At 43.3% G+C, this 22,959-nt stretch carries 16 protein-coding genes, 3 tRNA genes and 3 rRNA genes; 9 read left to right on the top strand and 13 right to left on the bottom strand.

The features are described from left to right. Window positions 1-10: 10 nt before the first annotated feature. The 6 genes from FKG96_RS25460 to FKG96_RS25435 form a co-directional block, all read right to left on the bottom strand. Window positions 11-1,024, bottom strand: coding sequence for a LacI family DNA-binding transcriptional regulator (locus FKG96_RS25460; RefSeq protein ID WP_013663681.1), 1,014 nt, complete (start codon window positions 1,022-1,024; stop codon window positions 11-13). A gap of 138 nt (window positions 1,025-1,162) precedes the next feature. Continuing rightward, window positions 1,163-2,464, bottom strand: coding sequence for a ribosome biogenesis GTPase Der (gene der / locus FKG96_RS25455; protein WP_130858520.1), 1,302 nt, complete (start codon window positions 2,462-2,464; stop codon window positions 1,163-1,165). 276 nt (window positions 2,465-2,740) lie between these two features. After that, window positions 2,741-3,001 carry a hypothetical protein gene (locus FKG96_RS25450; RefSeq protein WP_013663679.1) on the bottom strand — a complete coding sequence of 87 codons (261 nt, stop codon included), beginning with the start codon at window positions 2,999-3,001 and terminating at the stop codon, window positions 2,741-2,743. A gap of 132 nt (window positions 3,002-3,133) precedes the next feature. Then, window positions 3,134-3,976, bottom strand: coding sequence for a universal stress protein (locus tag FKG96_RS25445; protein WP_165447095.1), 843 nt, complete (start codon window positions 3,974-3,976; stop codon window positions 3,134-3,136). A gap of 139 nt (window positions 3,977-4,115) precedes the next feature. Next, the gene (locus tag FKG96_RS25440) at window positions 4,116-6,350 is read right to left on the bottom strand and encodes an NADP-dependent isocitrate dehydrogenase (RefSeq protein WP_149106268.1); all 2,235 of its coding nucleotides are present in this window, start codon (window positions 6,348-6,350) and stop codon (window positions 4,116-4,118) included. A 189-nt stretch (window positions 6,351-6,539) separates the two neighbouring features. After that, window positions 6,540-6,612, bottom strand: a tRNA-Met gene (locus FKG96_RS25435). Between the two features lie 115 nt (window positions 6,613-6,727). Here FKG96_RS25435 and era point away from each other — a divergent pair. Next, a complete protein-coding gene (gene era, locus FKG96_RS25430) occupies window positions 6,728-7,606 on the top strand; it encodes a GTPase Era (RefSeq protein ID WP_130858517.1) in 879 nt (292 codons plus the stop codon). Window positions 7,607-7,673: 67 nt separating this feature from the next. Here the strand turns inward: era and FKG96_RS25425 are convergent, their stop codons facing one another. From FKG96_RS25425 to FKG96_RS25415, 3 genes are all read right to left on the bottom strand, one after another. Next, window positions 7,674-8,882 (bottom strand): TCR/Tet family MFS transporter, encoded by a 1,209-nt coding sequence (locus FKG96_RS25425; protein ID WP_130858516.1) that lies wholly within the window; start codon window positions 8,880-8,882, stop codon window positions 7,674-7,676. 300 nt (window positions 8,883-9,182) lie between these two features. Beyond that, window positions 9,183-9,680 (bottom strand): DinB family protein, encoded by a 498-nt coding sequence (locus FKG96_RS25420; RefSeq protein WP_130858515.1) that lies wholly within the window; start codon window positions 9,678-9,680, stop codon window positions 9,183-9,185. 71 nt (window positions 9,681-9,751) lie between these two features. Continuing rightward, window positions 9,752-11,398, bottom strand: a complete 1,647-nt coding sequence (locus FKG96_RS25415; RefSeq protein WP_130858514.1) for a murein L,D-transpeptidase — start codon at window positions 11,396-11,398, stop codon at window positions 9,752-9,754. Between the two features lie 162 nt (window positions 11,399-11,560). Here FKG96_RS25415 and FKG96_RS25410 point away from each other — a divergent pair, with 162 nt between their 5' ends. After that, complete coding sequence (locus tag FKG96_RS25410; protein ID WP_013663671.1) at window positions 11,561-12,049, top strand: SRPBCC family protein; 489 nt, start codon at window positions 11,561-11,563, stop codon at window positions 12,047-12,049. A 169-nt stretch (window positions 12,050-12,218) separates the two neighbouring features. After that, window positions 12,219-12,779 (top strand): type 1 glutamine amidotransferase domain-containing protein, encoded by a 561-nt coding sequence (locus FKG96_RS25405; RefSeq protein ID WP_013663670.1) that lies wholly within the window; start codon window positions 12,219-12,221, stop codon window positions 12,777-12,779. A 20-nt stretch (window positions 12,780-12,799) separates the two neighbouring features. On the opposite strand, the gene FKG96_RS25400 is transcribed toward FKG96_RS25405, so the two are convergent. Further along, window positions 12,800-13,831 (bottom strand): mechanosensitive ion channel family protein, encoded by a 1,032-nt coding sequence (locus FKG96_RS25400; RefSeq protein ID WP_041387840.1) that lies wholly within the window; start codon window positions 13,829-13,831, stop codon window positions 12,800-12,802. An 818-nt stretch (window positions 13,832-14,649) separates the two neighbouring features. Between FKG96_RS25400 and FKG96_RS25395 the strand changes: the two genes are divergently transcribed. The 5 genes from FKG96_RS25395 (at window position 14,650) to rrf (ending at window position 19,789) form a co-directional block, all read left to right on the top strand. Then, window positions 14,650-16,171, top strand: a 16S ribosomal RNA gene (locus FKG96_RS25395). 116 nt (window positions 16,172-16,287) lie between these two features. Further along, window positions 16,288-16,361 (top strand) — tRNA-Ile (locus FKG96_RS25390). A 9-nt stretch (window positions 16,362-16,370) separates the two neighbouring features. Then, window positions 16,371-16,445, top strand: a tRNA-Ile gene (locus tag FKG96_RS25385). Between the two features lie 213 nt (window positions 16,446-16,658). Continuing rightward, window positions 16,659-19,535: ribosomal RNA gene (locus FKG96_RS25380) — 23S ribosomal RNA — on the top strand. A gap of 142 nt (window positions 19,536-19,677) precedes the next feature. Continuing rightward, a 5S ribosomal RNA gene (gene rrf / locus FKG96_RS25375) occupies window positions 19,678-19,789 on the top strand. The 16S, 23S and 5S rRNA genes sit together here with 2 tRNA genes alongside, the layout of an rRNA operon. A 238-nt stretch (window positions 19,790-20,027) precedes the next feature. Here the strand turns inward: rrf and FKG96_RS25370 are convergent. The 3 genes from FKG96_RS25370 to FKG96_RS25360 all read right to left on the bottom strand — a co-directional run bounded on the left by FKG96_RS25370 (window position 20,028) and on the right by FKG96_RS25360 (window position 21,550). Continuing rightward, window positions 20,028-20,411, bottom strand: coding sequence for an SRPBCC domain-containing protein (locus FKG96_RS25370; protein ID WP_013663668.1), 384 nt, complete (start codon window positions 20,409-20,411; stop codon window positions 20,028-20,030). Between the two features lie 62 nt (window positions 20,412-20,473). After that, a complete protein-coding gene (locus FKG96_RS25365) occupies window positions 20,474-21,094 on the bottom strand; it encodes a hypothetical protein (RefSeq protein WP_013663667.1) in 621 nt (206 codons plus the stop codon). A 39-nt stretch (window positions 21,095-21,133) separates the two neighbouring features. Next, complete coding sequence (locus FKG96_RS25360; RefSeq protein WP_013663666.1) at window positions 21,134-21,550, bottom strand: GNAT family N-acetyltransferase; 417 nt, start codon at window positions 21,548-21,550, stop codon at window positions 21,134-21,136. A gap of 200 nt (window positions 21,551-21,750) precedes the next feature. Here FKG96_RS25360 and FKG96_RS25355 point away from each other — a divergent pair, with 200 nt between their 5' ends. After that, a complete protein-coding gene (locus tag FKG96_RS25355) occupies window positions 21,751-22,959 on the top strand; it encodes a porin (RefSeq protein ID WP_207303798.1) in 1,209 nt (402 codons plus the stop codon).

The raw sequence follows: 22,959 nt of genomic DNA, 5'->3' as shown, positions 1-22,959 counted from the left end.
GATTTTCGCTTTAAGCTCTTTGTGTCGACTCTCTGACGATTAATTCTGCAGGTAGTATAATCTCCTGACAAGGAGTTTGCTTTTTAGTTATATGTTTTAAAAGCAATTCACAACTTATGAAGCCGATATCAAAAGCGGGTTCAGCGACCGTACTGATACTTGGACTTACTAAACAGGAAATAGGATCATTGGTGAAACCGATGATCCCTATTTCTTTTCCAATTGTTATACCCTGCTTCTTCAGGGTTATACTTGCTCCGACAGCCTTTCTGTCGTTTACGGCGAAAATAGCATTCGGTTTCATGTTTTTTGCCAACTGTAGCAATTCCATCGCGTCTGACTCACCACATTCTTGTGAAAAACCGGAAGCGATAATCCACTCTTCTCTAATGGGTAGACAATGTTTTTTTAAGGCGTCAAGGTAGCCTGTTAGCCGCTTTTCCGTTAATGGAAGATTTCTGGGGCCGGCGATATGTGCTATTTTGGTGTAGCCTTGCTCAACCAAATGACTGGTGGCAAGAAAAGCTCCATTGTAGTCATCTTGTACCACCTTGGAAGTTTCTACCTTTTCAATTACTCTATCAAAGAATACAATAGGTATTTTATTACGAAGAAGGTGCTGTAAGTGATCGCCGGTTTTACAACAGGTAGAAATTAAAAGGCCGTCTAAATTCGCAATAGAAAGATTGTTGATAATTGCCAGTTCTCGCTCCGGCGAATCGTTTGTTACATAAAGTACGATATTATACCCATTATTATAGGCGGCTTCCTGTATGCCTGTAATAACTGTAGAAAAATAGTAATTAGTTATAAATGGCAACACAATGCCGATATTGTGGGATTTTCCGTTAGCTAAGCCCATGGCATTAAAGTTCGGTTTGTAGTGTAGGGCGGTTGCCATTGCTTCGACCTTACTTTTGGTTTCCAAACTTACGTCATGGGCATCTCGTAGTGCCCTCGAAACGGTTGAAACAGATATATTCAGTGCCCGAGCTATATCCTTTATTGTTACGAGATTAGACATGTTGATAAAAAATAAGCTTTCGGTTTTCGAGGAAAATACCAACGCTACCGATAAATAGCCTCAGTTTTAATCTCAATTGGTCTGCCCGATAAAGATAATGATAATCTGCTTACATACCAATAAAACGATAGAATAGCCTTATTTTTGTCGGAAAAATATCTGAATCGGTACGCCGGTGAAATCGAAATGCTCACGTAATTTATTTTCGATAAAGCGTTTATATGGATCTTTAATATATTGCGGGAGATTACAGAAAAAAGCAAACATAGGTGATCGTCCTGTAATTTGCGTAACATATTTGATTTTGATGTACTTTCCTTTAGTTGCTGGGGGTGGATAATTCTCGATAATGGGAAGCATAACATCGTTCAGCTTCGAAGTCGGGATTTTCTTATACTTATTCTCGTAAACCTTTGTTGCTACTTCTATTGCTTTAAAGATCCGTTGTTTTTCGATAACAGACGTAAAGACAATGGGATAATCCGTGAATGGAGCCGTTTTATTTCTGATCTCCTCTTCAAATCTTTTAAGGGTTTTATGATCCTTGTCTACTAAATCCCATTTGTTTACGAGCAACACAACACCTTTTTTGTTTTTTTCTGCTAAATGGAAAATATTTACATCTTGTGATTCTAGTCCTTCAGTCGCATCGATCATAAGAATAACAACGTCCGCTTCTTCTAATGCTTTAATGGTACGCATGACCGAATAAAACTCAATATTCTCCTTCACTTTTGTTTTTCGACGCAGTCCGGCGGTGTCTATTAACATGAATTCGTGGCCAAATTGATTGTAGTGAATTTGTATTGAATCTCGTGTTGTCCCGGCAATAGGCGTTACGATATTGCGTTCTTTGCCTATTAAGGCATTAATAAAGGATGATTTGCCGACATTAGGCCGACCAACAATTGCATATTTGGGTAGGCTGCCTTCCTCTTCCTGCACTTCGTCAAAGTGTTTTACGACTTCATCCAATAGTTCGCCGGTGCCTGAACCGGTCATGGAAGAAATATTGTAGATTTCGCCTAGTCCTAAAGCATAGAAAGTGGACGCATCCGTATGTAGTTGATGGTGGTCAACTTTATTGACAACGACAAAAACGGGTTTATTTGAGCGACGTAATAGATGCGCTATATCGTCATCCAAATCGGTGATTCCGACAGTTACATCAACCATGAATAAAATGACCGATGCTTCTTCAATGGCTATTAACACTTGTTCTCGGATAGCAGCTTCGAAAATGTCCTCGGACCCATGCACATATCCGCCTGTATCAATGACCGTAAAAGTTTTTCCCACCCATTCAGCTTGACCATAATGCCGATCGCGAGTTACCCCGCTCATGTCATCCACGATTGCTTTTCTACTTTCTGTTAAACGATTATATAATGTTGACTTGCCAACGTTTGGTCGGCCGACTATGGCAATGATATTAGACATTTTGTTCCCTTTATCCCTTAAGTGTTGTTTCCCATCTCTCCGATTTTGACGAGAGACGTCTCATAAAGCCGCAAAGTTAAGGATAAGGATTGACATTGTTAGGCTATGATGGATATATTGTATGATCAAGTAGCAAGACATAAGTACAAGGCAACAGGACATAGGTATCGGGTAGCAAGACGACTATATTATTCTATCACATATCCTGTTGTCTTATGTCTTGCTACTTATGTCCTTTAATTGTGTCAAGGTAAGTAGTATAAGCTCTTAATAAACTTAAAGGCGGTATCGTAGGCAGATTAGTCTGCCGATTGCATTCGCAAAGTCACTATCTAAGCCAGCTCCTTTGAATACCCATGTGCGGCCCTCCCGCTCGATAACATAGGTGTTTTCATCCAGCAAAATTTCAATCTCATTAGTTGAGGCGGTGATTTTCGTTGGTTTAATTACCCTAAAATAATAATCGAGGTGTTGGTAGGTAATTCTAAATAGTTGACCCTTATTATTTAATATATCTTCTGTGTGATTGCTTTCCATAATCTATCCGTGTGGCTAAAATACGAATATTGGCGAATAAAAGAGCACAAGTTTTTGCAGTTTTTTTCGCACGGTTTTGGAACGTTTTTTCTCGCTCGAAGCTCATTTATTTAGCCTTTGACTTTTTTGAACTTACTTTATTTTTTTGCCGAGCAAGAGGAGTGGTATGGTAGTTTTAAAAGCCAGTTTTTTCGTAATACTTTTGTGGAATAAATTCCTGAAGAACCCGTAGCTTTTTCTTACAGAAATAACCAGATCTATATCATGTTCATTTGCAAAGTGAATAATCGCTGAGGCCGTATCTTCGTGATCAATATAGTTATATGTCGGATTCAAATCATCCAGTAACTCGTGAAGCTTGTATTGCTCAGGTATAGTGTCGGCAATTGGTTCAGATGCGGTGGGTTGTATGTTAAGGATATGAAGCTTTAAGCTGAAGGTACTAACAAAATGACGGATATGTTCCAGGGGAAGTGTGTCTTCCGTGTGTTTCAAATCGCAAGCAAGAACGGCCTGTTTCGGCGGACTGAACGTGTGTGTGGCAGGTACGAGTAGTACGGGCGTGCTGATTTCTTTAGCTACAGTTAGGGCATTACTCCCCATTAATACTTGTTCAAGATTACTTTTGCCTGTTGTGCCAATCACAATTAATTCTGTTTGATTTTCCGCAATCATTGTTTCAATGCCTGAAACCAATGTCTGGTCATTTGCTTCCGATTTTATACTGATTGATTTTGGGGCAATTTTTTTGAGCGCTACCCGTAGTTCCTCCAGTGCAATTAATGATTTCTCACGCTGTGTTTGAAGTTGCTGTCGGTTAGGAATTGGAATGTCTGTTGTTACATACAATTCATTATCGTATGAATGATAAATAATGAGGGTGTCAACAAGGAGACTTGCGCTTAGATGAGCAGCGTAACATGCTGCAGCATATGCTACTTTTGAAAAATCCGTTGCTATAATGATCGACTTCATAATACATAGCATTGGTATACTATAAAGTTACGGAAAAATCGCGGGGATCAACAGTATTTTTGAAAAATAGCAGAAACGAAAAGAACCCTAAATAAAAAAGGAGATGTTTTACACCTCCTTTTTTATTTGATCGCAAAGCTTAATGCGATACTAGGCTATCAATTATTTCGTTAAGTGTTGCACTCGGACGCATAGCTCTTGAGGCCAGCGTATCGTCAGGCGCATAATATCCTCCTATATCTACCTTTTTGCCCTGAGAAGCGTTTAGCTCTTCATTAATTTTGCCTTCATTACTAATTAGCTTTTCTGCCAAATCAGCAAACTGTGCTTTCAGCTCAGTGTCCTGATCCTGTGCAGCTAATGCTTCGGCCCAGTATAAAGCTAAATAGAAGTGGCTCCCCCGGTTATCAAGTTCGCCGGCCTTTCTAGATGGTGATTTTTGGTTATCTAAAAGTTTGCCGGTTGCTTGGTCTAAGGTATCTGCAAGCACAAGGGCTTTAGGGTTGTTATAATTTGTTCCTAGATGTTCTAGTGAAACAGCGAGTGCAAGGAATTCACCTAATGAATCCCATCGTAAATGGCCTTCGTCCAGGAATTGCTCAACATGTTTTGGAGCAGATCCACCGGCCCCGGTTTCAAAGAGCCCGCCACCATTCATTAAGGGGACAATGGATAACATTTTTGCACTCGTTCCAAGCTCAAGGATTGGGAATAAATCCGTCAAATAATCGCGAAGCACATTGCCCGTTACAGAAATTGTATCTTGTCCTGCTTTAACTCGTTCTAATGTGAACTCAGTTGCTTTAACAGGTGATAATATGCGAATGTCTAAGCCTGTAGTATCGTATTCAGGTAAATAAGCATTTACTTTTTTGATAAGCTCGGCATCGTGTGGGCGCTCCGCGTCTAGCCAAAATACAGCAGGTGTTTCAGAGGCGCGTGCACGTGTTACAGCAAGCTTTACCCAATCGCGAACAGGGGCATCCTTTACTTGGCACATTCTCCAAATGTCACCCGTTTCTACCTCATGGCTTAATAAGACGTTTCCTTTGGCGTCAATGACTTCAACTTTACCATCCCCGGTAATTTCGAAGGTCTTATCATGCGATCCATATTCTTCCGCTTTTTGTGCCATTAAACCAACATTGGGAACCGTACCCATAGTCGCCGGATCGAAAGCACCATTTTTCTTACAGAACTCGATGGTTGCATCATAAACTCCTGCATAGCTACTGTCAGGAATAACCGCTTTGGTGTCTTGAAGCTTACCGTCAGCATTCCACATTTGCCCTGAACTTCTGATCATGGCAGGCATGGATGCATCAACAATTACATCGCTCGGAACATGAAGATTGGTTATTCCCTTGTCTGAATTGACCATAGCAAGGGCGGGACCATTAGACAATACGTTCTGTATCGCGTTGTTTATTGCTTCTTTTTTGTCGCCGGGAAGTTTATCTATAGCGCTTAATACATCCCCTAAACCACTGTTTGGATTGGCTCCAACAGCTTTAAGATCTTCACCGTATTGCGCGAAAACATCCTTAAAAAAGCTTTTTACCGCATGTCCGAAAATAATCGGATCGGAAACTTTCATCATCGTTGCCTTCATGTGTAGCGAGAATAAAACTCCCGTTGCTTTAGCGTCAGCGATTTGGGCATCCAAAAAAGCCAAGAGTGCTTTCTTGCTCATAACGGTAGCGTCGATAATCTCGCCTGCCAATAAATGCGTTTTCTCTTTCAGTACGGTTTGATTCCCTTGTTTGTCCGTGAAAATTATTTTCACGTCCGTTTCTTCGTTAATTGTTAACGATTTCTCATTATGACGGAAATCACCGCTACTCATGGTTGCGACGTGCGACTTTGAAGCGGCACTCCAGGCTCCCATGCTATGAGGATGCTTTTTTGCGTAGTTTTTTACTGCCTTTGGTGCACGGCGGTCTGAATTTCCTTCCCGTAATACCGGATTCACCGCACTTCCTTTTACTTTGTCGTATTTCGCTTTAATATCCTTTTCTTGGTCGTTTTTGGGTTCTTCGGGATAATCAGGTAATTTATAGCCTTTTGCTTGCAACTCTTTGATAGCTGCTTTTAATTGAGGAACAGAGGCGCTAATATTAGGAAGCTTAATGATATTGGCTTCCGGTTGAGTTGCTAATTCGCCTAATTCGGTTAATGCGTCAGAGACTTTCTGCTCTTCAGTAAGAAATTCCGGAAGGACGGCGAGGATTCTGCCGGCCAAAGAAATATCTCTGGTTTCTACATCAATGCCGGATGATGCTGTAAAAGCTTTAACAATTGGAAGTAGAGAGTAAGTTGCTAAAGCAGGAGCTTCATCGGTTTTGGTGTAGATAATCTTGGATGTATTTGACATAATATACTTAAATTTTTACTTTTTGAAACTAAAGCTTGCTCGTGTTACACTTACACGTATGCGGAGCACAAACTTATGTAAATTGCTTTTATTATGCAATTTAAAAGATGAATGTAGGTAGGGATTTAATAACGGAGAATAAGGGAAGCCAAAAATAAAAAAGCCGACCAAAATTTTGATCGGCTGTAGTAGCGGGGACACGACTCGAACGTGCGACCTTCGGGTTATGAGCCCGACGAGCTACCAACTGCTCCACCCCGCAGTATATTTTATTTTAAAATTGCTTTCCTACTGCTGAAAAACAATATTTGTTTTCGTTTGATTGGAGTGCAAAGATATATTTTGTTTCTTTGCTGTGCAAATAAAATTTAAAAAAAATGTCACACAAAGCTGGATTTGTAAGTATAGTAGGGAAGCCAAACGCTGGTAAGTCAACCTTAATGAACTCATTAGTAGGCGAGAAGATGTCCATTGTTACACCTAAAGCACAAACAACGAGGCATCGTATTTTGGGTATTGTAAATGAGGAAGATTACCAAATTGTGTTTTCAGATACACCCGGTGTTATCAAGCCTGCCTACAGTTTACAAGAATCCATGATGAATTTTGTTCACGGATCGTTAGTGGATGCTGATATTATTCTTTTTGTTACTGATATTAACGAAAAGTATGACGAAACAGATGTGATAGAAAAACTACAAAAAACAGATTCGCCGGTGGTTGTCTTAGTAAATAAGATCGATAAATCAAATGAAGACGATGTAAAGGCGAAGATAAACTACTGGCAAGAGACACTAAATCCGACCGCCATATTCGCCATTTCTGCTCTTTTAGGACATAATATTCAGGCTGTTTTCCAGTTTGTGCTGGAGCATTTACCGGTTCACCCCCCTTTTTATGAAAAAGACGAACTCACTGATAAATCGGAGCGTTTTTTTGTGTCTGAAATGGTTCGGGAAAAAATTTTTAAATTGTATGAAAAGGAGATTCCTTATAGTACAGAGGTAATTGTCACATCATTTAAGGAGGAGGAACAATTGGTCAGAATTAGTGCAGAAATCATTGTTGAGCGTGATTCACAAAAAAATATCATTATCGGTACGGGGGGGAGTATGATCAAGAAAGTGGGCACCTATGCACGACAAGACATTGAAGAGTTCTTGCAGAAAAAGGTTTTTTTAGAGCTTTTTGTAAAGGTAATTTCAGACTGGCGAAGCAAGAAGAATTACCTTAAGCGCTTTGGCTATGAGCAATAGAGGGTGACAAGTTGCGTTGAATAGACCATCGATTCCATTATTACAATTAGGGAATCGATGGGTTAAGCTACCCTTTCCTCAAACTCTTGAAAACGAGTAGCAGGCTAGCGAACATTAATAAGGCCGCGAAAGAAAAAGGTGCTCCCGGAAAATATATCGGTGCATTAGCGCCTGCAAATCTGGCGAATAAAAAGGTCATAATCGGTGGTCCGATAATAGCGCCCATACTCATTAAACTCGTTAAGCCGCCTTGTAATTCACCTTGCTCATTATCCGGTATCTGGTTGGATAAGAAACCTTGAAGCGCAGGATTGGCAATCGCGCCTAAGGCATAAGGGATAAGGAAGGCGTACATCATCCAACTTTGGCTAGCAAAAGCAAATAACGTTAAGCTAATCGTATAGAGCATTATGCCAATAACTATGGCACGTTTTTCTCCCAGTTTAGGTAACAAAATACGAGTTAAACCTGCTTGAACAACGGCAAAAGCCACCCCCATAAAACCAAGAGAATAACCAATTTCCTGTTCGTTCCATTTGAATTTTTCGATCGTAAAAAACGACCATATACTTTCCATGGAGTGGCCTGCAATGTTGATTAGCAGCAAACTAAGTATGAGTCCGGCAACTGCGGGAAATTTACTTAGATGTTTGAAGGAACCGATTGGGTTAGCACGAGACCAATCGAATGGACGTTGATTTTCTTTTTTTAAAGACTCAGGCAAAACAAAGAAGCCGTACAATAAATTTAGAAAACTAAGCAGCCCTGCTACAAGAAAGGGGGCATGTGTACCATATTTTCCTAGTAGTCCTCCTATAACGGGTCCGATAATAAAGCCAACACCAAAAGCTGCACTGATTAAACCAAAGTTTTGTGCGCGTTTTTCAGGACTGCTGATATCGGCAATATAGGCAGAAGCGACGGTATAGCTGGCGCCCATAGCGCCAGCTATAATGCGGCCTAAAAATAACCACCAGATAGTAGGAGCGAAGGCCATCAAAAGACAATCCATCCCGAATCCAAAGAGCGATAAAAGAAGGATAGGACGTCTGCCATACCGATCACTTAAGTTGCCCATGATAGGAGCACATATAAATTGCATCATCGCATAGGCAAAGGTGAGCCAACCGCCGTATTCAGCTGCTATGCTTATGTCGGCGTGAATCAGGTTGGAGATCAGTTTCGGTAAAACAGGGTAAATTAGGCCAATTCCGGTGATGTCAATAAGCACCGTAATAAAAATAAACGCAAAAGCTGCGCGAGATGTAGATTTCATTTAATATAGTAAGTTATAGCAGATATGCGTTTCTCTTTTCTAGTAAACGCTAAACGTAATAAGTGAATAGATAGGGTAAAACATTTGTTCCTATCCGTACAAACTCATACCAAAGTTTGTTTATCGAAGGGGAGTTGCTATCATAATGATGCAAAAATAGCTAAAGATTTGTAGTGGCAAAAATAATTGACAAATTTCTTCCACTACAATACTTTATATAAAGGTTGTATAACACGAGAATCGTGCTTTGAGCGCAAATACTACCTCCGAGGTGCCGCCGGGGAGGTAGTATACTTAAAATTAAAATTTTGCTTCGTCTGCGCTAGGGCCGTAGCTGCCCGGAATGGGAATATTCAGTAGCCTTAAGTAAACTCCAAGCTGTGCACGATGATGGGAAGTTTGACTGAATGCAAGCCGTATCATGCCATATTTAGTACCATCCCATAATATATTCTCTGCCTGACGTAAAACCCATCTTTTTTCAAGATCCTCCAAACGAACCTTATTAAGTGCCTCGTTGCCTTGTTGAAGGGATGCTTCAAACATGGATAGTAATTCTTCATTGTTAGCGCAGGATTTAGGACTATATCCGCTGACAGCGAAATCCAATTCGTCGGTGTCGACAGCCAAAGCAATCCAAGACGGTAATTCAGCAATGTGAACCGCAAGATGTTGCATTTTCATACTTTTTTCGTGCGGGGCCCAGTCGTATTTGTCTTCGGGGATAAGTTTCAGAAACTTCCTAGTGGTTTCCGCCTCACCTATCAATTCATGTTTTAATGCTTTTATCAAGTCCATAATATTCTGTTTTTTGAAACAAAGAAAGGATGTATATTGACAACCCTATGTCAGTATACTTAAATCATTTGTTATTTATTTTCAGTAAGCAGCATTTTGGCTAAACGGTCGTCCCGGTCGTAAATGTCTTTTCTAAAGTTAATCTTTCCCTCTCGATCAATGAACGCAGTAAAGTAAGCAATAAAGACCGGAACCGTTTTCTTTAAGGTTACGTATTTTTCTTTTCCTGCATGCATGGCTTTATAGATGGATTCCTTATTCCAGGTTGAATCACTTCTTAGAAGGAAATTGGCTAATTTCTCCGGCTCGCTTACTCGGATGCAACCATGGCTAAAGGCTCTGCTGGACTCGTTGTACAAAGATTTTGCAGGACTGTCGTGCAGATAAATATTATAACTATTCGGGAATAGAAATTTTACCAAACCTAGCGAGTTTTTGGGGCCGGGCTTTTGCCTGACATTAGGTAATCCACCGCTTTTTCCTGTGATTTCCATATTATGTTTAGCAATATAGTTACGATCTCTCCGCATGCCGGGGAGTATTTCGTTCTTTACGATACTGGGTGGCACATTCCAGTAGGGGCTGAAAACAACATATTTTACGTCACCGTGAAAGATAACGGTTTTATGCATGGCTTTGCCCACCACTACGTTACAGCTCCAGAGCAAACTATCTGCATGATAGACGTGCAATTTGAATTCGGGAATATTGACGGCCAAATAATCGGTTTTTAGACTTACCGGTAGCCATCGACTGCGCTCCATATTCACGGCTATCTGCTTTAAGCGCGCTGCCGGAAGTACATTAAGCTCATTAATGGTACCGCTTCCAATTGCACCATCAGGACGTAATCCATGTCGGGATTGAAAAGATCTCACACCGGAAAATAGTGTACTATCGTATAAATTGGTGAGCGTATCTCCTTGATAATCGCCTAAAAGAAATAATCGTGTCTTTATCTGTCTAAGGACGGTGGATGAATCTCCGATTTTGTAACTTTTCTTGTCTGCGATAACAGGATTCCATTTGTGTTTGGCCGCTAATTCCCTATATTTCTTCAGGTATCCTCGTAGTTGTTCGTACTGCCGGTATACAGGCTCGATAGAGGCGCCTGTTTCATTAACAGGATGTTTTAGGAGACTATCCAAATAGTCGGAATAAGATACTCTTTTCTTAGGAACAAACCAATCGTTCGCTTTCACATTGGCGTCATCCATGCCCTGCCAAGCGACATCGGCAAAGAGGAAGTACTGCGATGTGAGCATGAATTCCAGTTCCTCATTGGTTATTTTAGTTCCTTTATGCTGACTGTATGCGTCTATCAACGAATCCAAATGTTTACTATATGGAAGTTCCCCATCAATCCCTTCGTCTTTTAGATTAAGCATCCTGTCAGTTAAATTTCCTGCTTGTTCAATGAGCCCTTTATCATCGAACCAAGCGAAATGATAGTTCCTGTTCCGGTAAAACTTCCTTACCTTTTCTTGGTAGGGACCTAGATTTTTATACGCATTAAAGAATGTATCTAATCGTGCGCTATCAAAACTTAGTTCAGTTTGCTCGCTGAAATTTCCCGGTATGGTTTTATTCCACTCTTTTAAAGCTTTTTTATGCAATGAATCAATGGGATTTTTTTTCTTTTGCTCGGTGCCTTGATTACATCCAGACCACAAAGCGGATAACATGAATAAGTAGAGTAGCGTTTTTTGAAGGTTCATATATTGCTTATTTAGGATTAAAAACTGATTTCTATCATGCGGTTTTCTCCTGTAAAGTCATAAATCTCATCGAAGATATCTAAAAAAATATTTCTTATAAAGTAAAGAAATATTTCAAACATAATAGGGGGCCAAATTGTTGGAGGAGAGGTTCTGATTACCATGATCGAAATAAAGCAAACATCAGGTATATACACGTTGCTAAATAAGCAGATTCTTCCTCTATCGATCGACGAAGCTTGGTCTTTTTTTTCTGCGCCGAAAAATTTAACTAAGCTTACCCCTACAACGATGAATTTTGAAATCACCAATGGAGAGTACGACGAGATTTATGCAGGACAGATCATCACATATATGGTTTCGGTTCTGCCCGGAATGAGAACGAAATGGGTGACTGAAATCACGCATGTTTTAGCAAAAACTTACTTTGTAGACGAACAACGATTCGGACCTTATGCGTTATGGCATCATGAACACCACTTTAAAGAGACGGACAAAGGTACCCTGATTCATGATAAAGTAGTGTATAAGCTTCCGTTAGGGACAGTGGGCCGGTTTGTAGCAGGAAGGTTTATAGAAAGTAAATTGCGCACGATCTTTGGCTATCGCGAAGCTTTTTTGCATCGCAATTTTGTGCAGCTTAATGCTTGATAAGTATTAAATGGTTTACACGGTCACATGGTGATGGTTTGGCTGCTACTTTCCAATCGACTTTAAGTATTGCATTTGCTGAAAAGCGATTAAAAATTAAAGTTTTTTAAACAAAATAGTTTGGATAAGCGTAACCTAATATACATTTATTATATTAAAAACATGTATTATGGGAACACTTAATGAAAGAAAAATTGCGATTTTAACGGAAGATGGGTTTGAGGAGGTTGAATTGACCAGTCCGAAGGAAGCGTTGGTAAAGGCGGGAGCAACTGTTCACATTGTCTCTCCAAAAGCAGGAACGGTGCGAGCAAAAGAAGGCGATGAATGGACGGGAACATATCCGGTTGATAAAAATCTAAAAGAAGTATCCGCTTCGGATTATGACGGACTGCTTTTGCCTGGCGGCGTTATCAATCCCGATAAGTTACGCACTAATCCGGACGCGGTTCAGTTCGTTAAAGATTTTTTTGTAGCGGGAAAACCAGTTGCTGCCATTTGCCATGGCCCGCAGACATTAATCGATGCCGAAGTGGTAGAGGGTAGGAGAATGACTTCAGTAGCTGCTATTAAAAAAGATTTAATCAATGCAGGCGCTCAGTGGGAAGATAGCGAAGTGGTTACCGATCAGGGCTTGGTCACTAGCAGAACCCCGAAAGATTTACCGGCTTTTAATGGTAAAATCGTGGAAGAATTTGCAGAAGGCAAACATGAAGGGCAGCACGCATAGTTTTGGGGGAGTATCCCCCATTATTCAATCATTGTAATTCTTGTTCTGGCGAAGGCTTCGGGGAAGTTTGTACGGATATATTTTACCATTTCTTCTCGTACATAACATCTTAGATCGAATGCATCCCCTGAGTTTCTACAGCTCATTAAACATCGAATCTCCATTGTTTGCTCTCTTAGATCGGTTACTTGTAATACATTCACTTTGCCATCCCACAGGCGGTTACCCTTCAGCAGTTCGGCAAATTTCTGGCGTAAATTTTCAACTGGAACCAGAAAATCAGTATAGATAAATACAGTACCTAAAATTTCGGCAGTTGTTCGAGTCCAATTTTGAAAGGGTTTCTCGATAAAGTAATTGATTGGCAACACGAGACGACGCTTGTCCCAGATGTTCAAAACTACGTAAGTTAAATTGATTTCCTCGACCTTCCCCCACTCACCTTCAACGATGAGTACGTCGTCCATGCGTATGGGTTGGGTAAAAGCAATCTGAAAACCGGCTAGCAGATTTCCGAGGGACTTCTGAGCTGCAAAACCGACGATAATTCCTCCTATTCCTACACCGGTTAGTAGCCCTGCGCCTATTTTACGCATGCTCTCAAAGCTTAGTAAGATAATGGATACCGTAATGACAACAATGAGCGTTATCAACAATTTTCGAATAAAGACAATTTGCGTACGAATTTTCCGCTCCCGAAGATTGTTTTCTTTACTTATATCAAAACGGTGGTAAAGATAATCTTCGAACACGCGTAACATTCGGATAATAATGATCGCAAAACATAGCGTTATTAGAATCTCTGTTGTTTTAGAAATAACTACGTAGCTAGAAGCATTGAATTTAGTTAATGGAAGTAGGGAACTAAAGGTCAAAAGAGGAATGAAAATGGTGAAAATTTTATTGAAATGACGAATAATGGATCTGAAAATTGAATACGATAGTTCTTTTTTTGACTGTTGTTTAGCTAAGGGAAGAAGTATAGACTTCAAAATGATGCCAATGGATATCGAGAACAGAATTACGGTTAAATTCCAAATCCAATCTGGCATTTCTTGTGAAAGGTGTTGCAAATAATCAAGCATTGTATATTCAATTGTATAAAAACAGACAATAATAGAACAATAGGTGTGGGTTGGAGTTTTAAATTTCTTCGTTTCTTCTGCCGAAGAGGGAAAAGCCGGTATTTAAACAACTCGACTTTGACTGATTAAGCTGACTGAACCGGTGATTAGTTTCTGTTTTTCGAACAGACAAAATGGATGTAATGACTGATCGCTGCGCGTAGCTGAAGAGTAAAAAATCTTTTGGATGTTCTGCTGTTGGCTTTAAGTAGAAGAAAGGTAAAAAAAAACGATTTGATTTCCAGTTTGTTGTAAAAAAAAGCTGTTGCCCGGGGCGTGAAACATTTGGGGGAACGGGGGAAATTCGTACCTTTGCCATCCCGTTCGGAAGGCGGGCGTTCCGCAAACGAAGGGATGCGGTTGTTTTTTGAGGTACGGAGGTGAACGGCAGGAAGGAGGAAAAAATATTTTAAAAAAATATTTTGGAGAAAAGAAAAAAGCTGTTACCTTTGCACTCCCAATCGGGAGAGAGGGGACGACGGAACGGGCGCGATGCCCGGGAAGGTGAAAGAAAAAAGCAGGAAGTACCGGAGGGGTGACCCGATGGATACGGCGGAGGCCGAAGCGCGAGCGGAGGCGTTTAAAGTTCTTTAAGAAATCAGATTCATGTAGCGTAACGGACGGCCTGTTTTTTGGCGGAAGTCAAAAGGACAGGCCTGAACGGTCCGTCGGCCGGAAGATACAAAAAAGATCGGAAGGCTGCACTGAAAGAAGTGCGAATGCCGAGATCGGAAACTTAACATTATACAATGGAGAGTTTGATCCTGGCTCAGGATGAACGCTAGCGGCAGGCCTAATACATGCAAGTCGAACGGGATCGGGGGCTTCGGTCCCCGTGAGAGTGGCGCACGGGTGCGTAACGCGTGAGCAACCTGCCCGTCCCAGGGGGATAGCCCGGAGAAATCCGGATTAATACCGCATGAGAATGCAGGTCCGCATGGGCCTTCATTTAAATATTCATAGGGGACGGATGGGCTCGCGTGACATTAGCTTGTTGGCGGGGTAACGGCCCACCAAGGCGACGATGTCTAGGGGCTCTGAGAGGAGAAACCCCCACACTGGTACTGAGACACGGACCAGACTCCTACGGGAGGCAGCAGTAAGGAATATTGGTCAATGGGGGGAACCCTGAACCAGCCATGCCGCGTGCAGGAAGACGGCCCTACGGGTTGTAAACTGCTTTTGCACGGGAATAACCCCCGGTATGTATACCGGGCTGAATGTACCGTGAGAATAAGGATCGGCTAACTCCGTGCCAGCAGCCGCGGTAATACGGAGGATCCGAGCGTTATCCGGAATTATTGGGTTTAAAGGGTGCGTAGGCGGCGCGCTAAGTCAGGGGTGAAAGACGGTGGCTCAACCATCGCAGTGCCTTTGATACTGGCGCGCTTGAATGTACCTGAGGTAGGCGGAATGTGGCAAGTAGCGGTGAAATGCATAGATATGCCACAGAACACCGATTGCGAAGGCAGCTTACCAAAGTACGATTGACGCTGAGGCACGAAAGCGTGGGGATCGAACAGGATTAGATACCCTGGTAGTCCACGCCCTAAACGATGAACACTCGATGTCGGCGATAGACGGTCGGCGTCCAAGCGAAAGCGTTAAGTGTTCCACCTGGGGAGTACGCCCGCAAGGGTGAAACTCAAAGGAATTGACGGGGGCCCGCACAAGCGGAGGAGCATGTGGTTTAATTCGATGATACGCGAGGAACCTTACCCGGGCTTGAAAGTTACTGAATTGTCCAGAGATGGACAGGTCCTTCGGGACAGGAAACTAGGTGCTGCATGGCTGTCGTCAGCTCGTGCCGTGAGGTGTTGGGTTAAGTCCCGCAACGAGCGCAACCCCTATGTTTAGTTGCCAGCACGTCAAGGTGGGGACTCTAAACAGACTGCCTGTGCAAACAGAGAGGAAGGCGGGGACGACGTCAAGTCATCATGGCCCTTACGTCCGGGGCTACACACGTGCTACAATGGGGGGTACAGAGGGCAGCGACACCGCGAGGTGAAGCCAATCTCAGAAAGCCCCTCACAGTTCGGATCGGGGTCTGCAACTCGACCCCGTGAAGTTGGATTCGCTAGTAATCGCGTATCAGCAATGACGCGGTGAATACGTTCCCGGGCCTTGTACACACCGCCCGTCAAGCCATGAAAGCCGGGGGTACCTAAAGCATGTAACCGCAAGGAGCGTGTCAGGGTAAAACCGGTAATTGGGGCTAAGTCGTAACAAGGTAGCCGTACCGGAAGGTGCGGCTGGAATACCTCCTTTCTAGAGGGCCCTCGGGCCGTTCTGTTACGCCATGAAGATTTCTTGAAAAAAGAGAGAGAGAAAAAAGAGGAAAGTGCCACAGTGCCCCTTCGGGGTCACCGGTGCGGAAGCGAAGCAGTCCCGTAGCTCAGTTGGTCAGAGCACTACACTGATAATGTAGGGGTCAGCAGTTCAAATCTGCTCGGGACTACCTGAAAAGGGAGGATGGTCACGGGGACAGGCCGCAGTGATATAATGCAGGGTGCTGTCAACGGTTCGAATCCGTTATTCTCCACGCTTTTCAAATTCAAAAGTAAAAATTCAAAATTCAAAAACGCGGTACGCCGGTCGTTTTTACTTTTTGATTTTGACCTTTTAATCTGAAAAAAAAGTTCTTTGACATATCGGAAGAAAAAACACAAGAGAAGACAACAGCAGAGACGTTTCTTTCCTACGGGGAAGGGACGTGACACAAAAGCATCCCCGTACGGCAAAAGGGTACGGGGAGAAGAAAGTAAGAAAGGGCACACGGGGGATGCCTAGGCTCTCGGAGGCGATGAAGGACGTGATAAGCTGCGATAAGCGCCGGGGATCTGCAAATGAGATGAGATCCGGCGATTTCCGAATGGGGAAACCCGGCATGTTGAAGACATGCCGTTTAACAACGCGAACGCGCCGAACTGAAACATCTAAGTAGGCGCAGGAAAAGAAAATAATAATGATTTCCTGAGTAGTGGCGAGCGAAAGGGAAAGAGCCCAAACCGGATATGTTACGGCATATGCGGGGTTGTAGGACCACAATGTGGCACGGTCGGAAGAAGTGGAAGGGTCTGGGAAGGCCCGCCGTAGAGCATGAGAGCTGCGTACACGCAATGAGGACCGGCCTAGTGAGTTCCTGAGTACCGCGGGGTCGGAGACGCCCTGTGGGAATCCGGCGGCACCATCCGCCAAGGCTAAATACTACCGAGAGACCGATAGTGGACCAGTACCGTGAGGGAAAGGTGAAAAGAACCCCGAACAGGGGAGTGAAAGAGAACCTGAAACCGTGTGCTTACAAACTGTCGGAGCCCCAATGGGGGTGACGGCGTGCCTTTTGCATAATGAGCCTACGAGTTACACTTCACTGGCGAGGTTAAGCGGTTAAGCCGCGCAGCCGAAGCGAAAGCGAGTCTGAACAGGGCGTACAGTCAGTGGAGGTAGACGCGAAACCTTGTGATCTACCCATGGGCAGGTTGAAGGTGCGGTAACACGTACTGGAGGACCGAACCGATAAACGTTGAAAAGTTTCCGGATGACCTGTGGGTAGGGGTGAAAGGCCAATCAAACTGGGAAATAGCTCGTACTCCCCGAAATGTTTTTAGGAACAGCGTGGACATTGAGTCTTCCGGAGGTAGAGCTACCGATTGGGTGCGGGGGAGTCACATCCTACCAAATCCAGACGAACTCCGAATACCGGGAGATATGGTCCGCAGTGAGGCGCAGGGTGCTAAGGTCCTGCGCCGAGAGGGAAAGAACCCAGACCACCGGCTAAGGTCCCCGAGTGTACGCTAAGTTGAACTAACGAGGTCCGGTTGCCCAGACAGCTAGGATGTTGGCTTGGAAGCAGCCATTCATTTAAAGAGTGCGTAACAGCTCACTAGTCGAGCGGCCGGGCGTGGATAATAAACGGGCATTAAGTGTACCACCGAAGCCGTGGGATAGAAATATCGGTAGGGGAGCATTCCGGCGCGGGAGAAGCGGTTACGTGAGTATCCGTGGACGTTCCGGAAAAGCAAATGTAGGCATAAGTAACGATAAGGCGGGCGAGAAACCCGCCCACCGAAAGACCAAGGTTTCCTGATCAACGCTAATCGGATCAGGGTAAGTCGGGACCTAACGCGAACCCGAAAGGGGCAGCGGATGGCCAACGGGTAAAGATTCCCGTACTCTTGTATGCTGCGAAGCGGGGACGGAGGAGTGACACCGCCGCGCACTGACGGAATAGTGCGTTGAAGGCCGTAGGTAAACGTGACCCAGGCAAATCCGGGTCGAGTGCCGAAGGCCGAAAGTACGGCAAACCTCCGGGGGCGCCGATAGCGCGGGTAACCATACTCCCGAGAAAAGCCGCTAAGCTTCAGGCATATAAGACCCGTACCGCAAACCGACACAGGTGGTCGGGGAGAGAATCCCAAGGTGCTCGAGTGAATCATGGCTAAGGAACTCGGCAAAATGGCCCTGTAACTTCGGGAGAAGGGGCGCTTCCTCCGGCGACGGAGAAGCCGCAGTGAAAAGGCCCAGGCGACTGTTTAACAAAAACATATGGCTTTGCCAAATCGAAAGATGACGTATAAGGCCTGACACCTGCCCGGTGCCGGAAGGTTAAGAGGGGATGTCAACCTTCGGGTGAAGCATTGAATCGAAGCCCCGGTAAACGGCGGCCGTAACTATAACGGTCCTAAGGTAGCGAAATTCCTTGTCGGGTAAGTTCCGACCTGCACGAATGGTGTAACGATCTGGGCGCTGTCTCGGCCATGAGCTCGGTGAAATTGTGGTACCGGTGAAGACGCCGGTTACCCGCAACGGGACGGAAAGACCCCATGAACCTTCACTATAGCTTAACATTGGGACTGGGTGCAGGATGTGTAGGATAGGCGGGAGATATTGAAGCGGGTTCGCCAGGATCCGCGGAATCGTCCTTGAAATACCGCCCTTTCTGTATCCGGTTCCTAACCCCCCTCCGGGGGGGACATTGTTTGGTGGGTAGTTTGACTGGGGTGGTCGCCTCCAAAAAGGTAACGGAGGCTTTCAAAGGTAAGCTCAGTACGCTTGGTAACCGTACGCGGAGTGCAATGGCAAAAGCTTGCTTGACTGTGAGACATACAAGTCGGACAGGGTCGAAAGACGGACATAGTGATCCGGTGGTTCTGCATGGAAGGGCCATCGCTCAAAGGATAAAAGGTACTCTGGGGATAACAGGCTGATCTCCCCCAAGAGCTCATATCGACGGGGAGGTTTGGCACCTCGATGTCGGCTCGTCACATCCTGGGGCTGGAGAAGGTCCCAAGGGTTCGGCTGTTCGCCGATTAAAGTGGCACGCGAGCTGGGTTCAGAACGTCGCGAGACAGTTCGGTCCCTATCTGTTGTGGGCGCAGGAAGTCTGAGTGGGGCTGACCTTAGTACGAGAGGACCGGGTTGGACCGGCCGCTGGTGAATCTGTTATGCCGCCAGGTGTACGGCAGAGTAGCTATGCCGGGAATAGATAAGCGCTGAAAGCATCTAAGTGCGAAACTAGCCACGAGATGAGACTTCCTTACAGGGCCGTGGGAGACTACCACGTCGATAGGCGGCAGGTGTAAAGGTAGAGATACCACAGCCGAGCCGTACTAATAGCCCGAAGCTTTCTCAAGCGCAGCAGGCTGTTGTCTTCCTGTTTTTTTTCTTCCGTTATATATGTCGACCGGGTTATAAGTTGTAGGTTATAGGTTATAAGTTGCAGGTTATGGGAACTTAAAACGAATAACTTAAAACGTAAAACTCAGATAAGATATTCAGGTGCCTATATCGGCGGTGTCCACCTCTTCCCATCCCGAACAGAGAAGTTAAGCCCGCCAGAGCCGATGGTACTGCAGTAACATGTGGGAGAGTAGGTCGGTGCCGATCTTTACAGAAGGCCGCCGTGCATTGCACGGCGGCCTTTCTTATTATATCCCTTCCCAAAACAAAGCGTGCCGTCGAAAGCAAGACACGTATTCCTCCATACTGTATCATTATCGTAAAAAATATAGACCTTCCGTTCTATGTTCTAGGAAATGGCTATATGACTCTTATTAAGGAGCGCTAAGTGAAGGGGGGCAGACCGTTATAGCAGGTACAAATACAAGTTGTCATTACATGAAGCTTATTCACCTTCGAAAAAGTCAATCAAAGAAGCCATATATACTTGTTGCCATCCTTCTACAATGTCTTGGTAATCTGTATCAGGAATATTTGTATGAAGAAGTTCGAGAGATGTTCCCTTTTTATGGGGATGAAGCTTGATCGTAACGATGGATGGCTCCATTTGATCACCAAAATACCACTGTTGGACTAACTTTTTGTCCTTTTCCAAAATCAAATTTTTTCCGGTAATACTACCATCCCAAAGAGAAAATTCTGAGTTCGGCGTATTGGACATGCTTACTTCATCGCCAGTCCATAACCTAATAGCCTGTTCCATAGTCAATGCTAAATAAACCTCCTCAGGGTTTGCGGGAATAATAAAATACTGCTTGAACTCTTTCATTTCATGTTAAGTCTTCGATAATAACAAGATATTGACTAGGAAAAAAGAATATTATCAAGCAACTAATTCGGTTGAATTGTACTCTCGATAAAATAAAGTAATTCCCTATTTGCTTCATTATAGGCTTCGAAAAGTGCTTTTTTTGCCGTAAGTGATCCGCCAATATTGGGTCTCGAAACAATGTTCGCAATATTCCGTGTAAGTGTTTTGCTAGTTTCTGTCCGATTGTCTTCGATAACAACATGAAATCCAGCGACGGAATTCCATTTGTTTTTGGGTAAGGCCCCCCAACTGAAATCACCTTCGCTATTACCAATAGCTGATGATGCATCAGTGCCTGAGGCCGAATGATATGCTGTTATAGCAATTCGGACAGTAATCTTATTCTTTTCTGCAGGTGAATGAAACTGGGTTGTATCTAATATATTAATAATTGCACTAGGGTAAGAAGTCATAATCCCTTGAGCTATATGATTTATTATGTCCTGTGATGAACATTCCACACGTGTTGTGTCGGTGATTTTTCTCAGATCAGAAAATACAATATTTAAATTAATTCCCCGTAACTTGTCGTTGCCAGTGCCAATTTCAGCTGTCGGTGGGCACCATACGAGTATTTTCTGTCCAAATGCATGGACTGAAAAGAGAAAAAAAACAAACATTAATAAAAATTTCTTAGTCATCTTCTATACGGTTGATTATTACAAGCTTGTCGTAAACAATTAATTCTCTGTCAGCGCTTTTTCCATTCTTAGGTATTCTATCTGTCCCTTTCTAAAAATTTCGCCAATCTCAACAAAATGATGCTTTTTATAAAAGGGAACAGCCGAAATGCGTGCATTACACCAAATGATCTTCGATCCTTGTTGATAAGCATATTGAGAAATGTGATTTAATAGGGTCGACCCGTAGCCTTTATTTTGATATCTACTATCCGTTGCGAATTTTCGGAATTGCGCTTCCTCACCTCTCACAAATAACGATACGACAGCGATAAGTTCGTTATTATCGTATAAACCAAAATGAATGCCCAGGTCATCTTCATCCAGAATGATCGATTCAATCGAACTTTCCGGATAGAGAACCGCTTGGCGTAATTGCATGGTTACTGTCGGGGCTATTTGTTCGATTTGTGTCATGTCTACATCAAAAATTTACGCGAGCAAAAATACAGCTTTTTAAACCTTATTCGTTATTTTCTTTCACTAATTACGGACTTGAGTAGTAATTTGTATATTACTTTGCTATTAATAAATCGGATTTTGCAAAATACTTAATCTATTGTTAACGTTTTCTTAACATATAGTCTATATTTTCGTAACCATTATTTAATATAAAGATGAAAATAATTCGGCTATCACGTATTGTGTGTTTTATGGTATTCTCTTTCTGTGTAGATGAAGTATTGGCACAGCGGGAGAGAGACGAGTTTCCTACATTAAAAAATTTTAAAGGATTGCAGTTTAAGTCTAGTGACTCTACAATCTACATGAATTTTCGCTTCAGAATGCAAAATCGATTAGGTGCATCAACAATTGATGGAGATAATCTTGGTATTCGGGAATTTGATGCCAGGGTTAGACGCCTCCGTATGCGAGTGGATGGATATTTATACTCACCTAAATTCTCTTACACCATTCAGCTTGCCTTTACTCGAGGAGATCAAGACTTCGATGATACAGGTGTTGCAAATATAGTTCGTGACGCGGTTGTCTTTTATAACTTTACCCCTAATTTTTATATAGCTTTTGGCTTAAATAAATTGCCTGGCAATCGGCAGCGAGTTAATTCGTCAGGTCAGTTGCAATTTGCCGATCGGTCAATCGTAAATGCTGCGATGAATATCGATCGCGACTTCGGCATAAAGGCTTACTATAAAAATAAGATAGGTGAAACCGCAGTCTATCATTTAAAAGGTGCTATAACCACAGGCGAAGGTCGTGTTGCCAATAATACCGACAAGGGGCTTGCTTACACGGGGCGTGCGGAACTATTACCTTTAGGGGCATTCACTGATGACGGCGACTATTCCGAAGGCGATTTGATGCGGGAAAGAACGCCAAAGGTTTCATTTGGCGGTGGCTATAGTAAAAATGTGGGTACAACGAGGAGTGGTGGGCAGATTGGGTATTATCTATATGAACCTGTTACCCTTCAAACCTATTTCGCAGATGCTATTTTTAAATATAATGGTTGGGCATACCAGTTCGAGTACATAAAGCGTACCGTGGATAAAGCAATTACTTATAATGAAGCAGGCGAATCGGCTTATGCTTTTAACGGCCAAGGTATCAATCAACAAATATCCTATTTATTCAAGAGCAATTATGAGCTGGCTGGACGCTATTCATGGTTGGAACCCGGGGCAAGCATCGGGGATTACCAGCAAGAAACCGAAATTATTGAATTAGGCGCAACGAAATACTTACATCAACATCGGATCAAATTTCAACTGAATGTGAATTATCAGACTAAGCAGGGAGTCTTTGCGCTTGATGGTAAGGGAAATCGATGGGGAGGGGTTTTTCAGGTAGAATTAGGTATTTAA

The organism is Olivibacter sp. LS-1 (assembly GCF_008245145.1).
Classification (GTDB): domain Bacteria; phylum Bacteroidota; class Bacteroidia; order Sphingobacteriales; family Sphingobacteriaceae; genus Olivibacter; species Olivibacter oleidegradans.
The sequence above is the reverse complement of the archived record's forward strand: the minus strand, read 5'-3'. Positions and strand labels throughout refer to the sequence as shown.

What these genes read in the sequence shown, in the direction of transcription:
- FKG96_RS25460 (WP_013663681.1), bottom strand. Translation starts at nt 1,024, where the DNA reads ATGTCTAATCTCGTAACAATAAAGGATATAGCTCGGGCACTGAATATA.
- der (WP_130858520.1), bottom strand. Translation starts at nt 2,464, where the DNA reads ATGTCTAATATCATTGCCATAGTCGGCCGACCAAACGTTGGCAAGTCA.
- FKG96_RS25450 (WP_013663679.1), bottom strand. Translation starts at nt 3,001, where the DNA reads ATGGAAAGCAATCACACAGAAGATATATTAAATAATAAGGGTCAACTA.
- FKG96_RS25445 (WP_165447095.1), bottom strand. Translation starts at nt 3,976, where the DNA reads ATGAAGTCGATCATTATAGCAACGGATTTTTCAAAAGTAGCATATGCT.
- FKG96_RS25440 (WP_149106268.1), bottom strand. Translation starts at nt 6,350, where the DNA reads ATGTCAAATACATCCAAGATTATCTACACCAAAACCGATGAAGCTCCT.
- era (WP_130858517.1), top strand. Translation starts at nt 6,728, where the DNA reads ATGTCACACAAAGCTGGATTTGTAAGTATAGTAGGGAAGCCAAACGCT.
- FKG96_RS25425 (WP_130858516.1), bottom strand. Translation starts at nt 8,882, where the DNA reads ATGAAATCTACATCTCGCGCAGCTTTTGCGTTTATTTTTATTACGGTG.
- FKG96_RS25420 (WP_130858515.1), bottom strand. Translation starts at nt 9,680, where the DNA reads ATGGACTTGATAAAAGCATTAAAACATGAATTGATAGGTGAGGCGGAA.
- FKG96_RS25415 (WP_130858514.1), bottom strand. Translation starts at nt 11,398, where the DNA reads ATGAACCTTCAAAAAACGCTACTCTACTTATTCATGTTATCCGCTTTG.
- FKG96_RS25410 (WP_013663671.1), top strand. Translation starts at nt 11,561, where the DNA reads ATGATCGAAATAAAGCAAACATCAGGTATATACACGTTGCTAAATAAG.
- FKG96_RS25405 (WP_013663670.1), top strand. Translation starts at nt 12,219, where the DNA reads ATGGGAACACTTAATGAAAGAAAAATTGCGATTTTAACGGAAGATGGG.
- FKG96_RS25400 (WP_041387840.1), bottom strand. Translation starts at nt 13,831, where the DNA reads ATGCCAGATTGGATTTGGAATTTAACCGTAATTCTGTTCTCGATATCC.
- FKG96_RS25370 (WP_013663668.1), bottom strand. Translation starts at nt 20,411, where the DNA reads ATGAAAGAGTTCAAGCAGTATTTTATTATTCCCGCAAACCCTGAGGAG.
- FKG96_RS25365 (WP_013663667.1), bottom strand. Translation starts at nt 21,094, where the DNA reads ATGACTAAGAAATTTTTATTAATGTTTGTTTTTTTTCTCTTTTCAGTC.
- FKG96_RS25360 (WP_013663666.1), bottom strand. Translation starts at nt 21,550, where the DNA reads ATGACACAAATCGAACAAATAGCCCCGACAGTAACCATGCAATTACGC.
- FKG96_RS25355 (WP_207303798.1), top strand. Translation starts at nt 21,751, where the DNA reads ATGAAAATAATTCGGCTATCACGTATTGTGTGTTTTATGGTATTCTCT.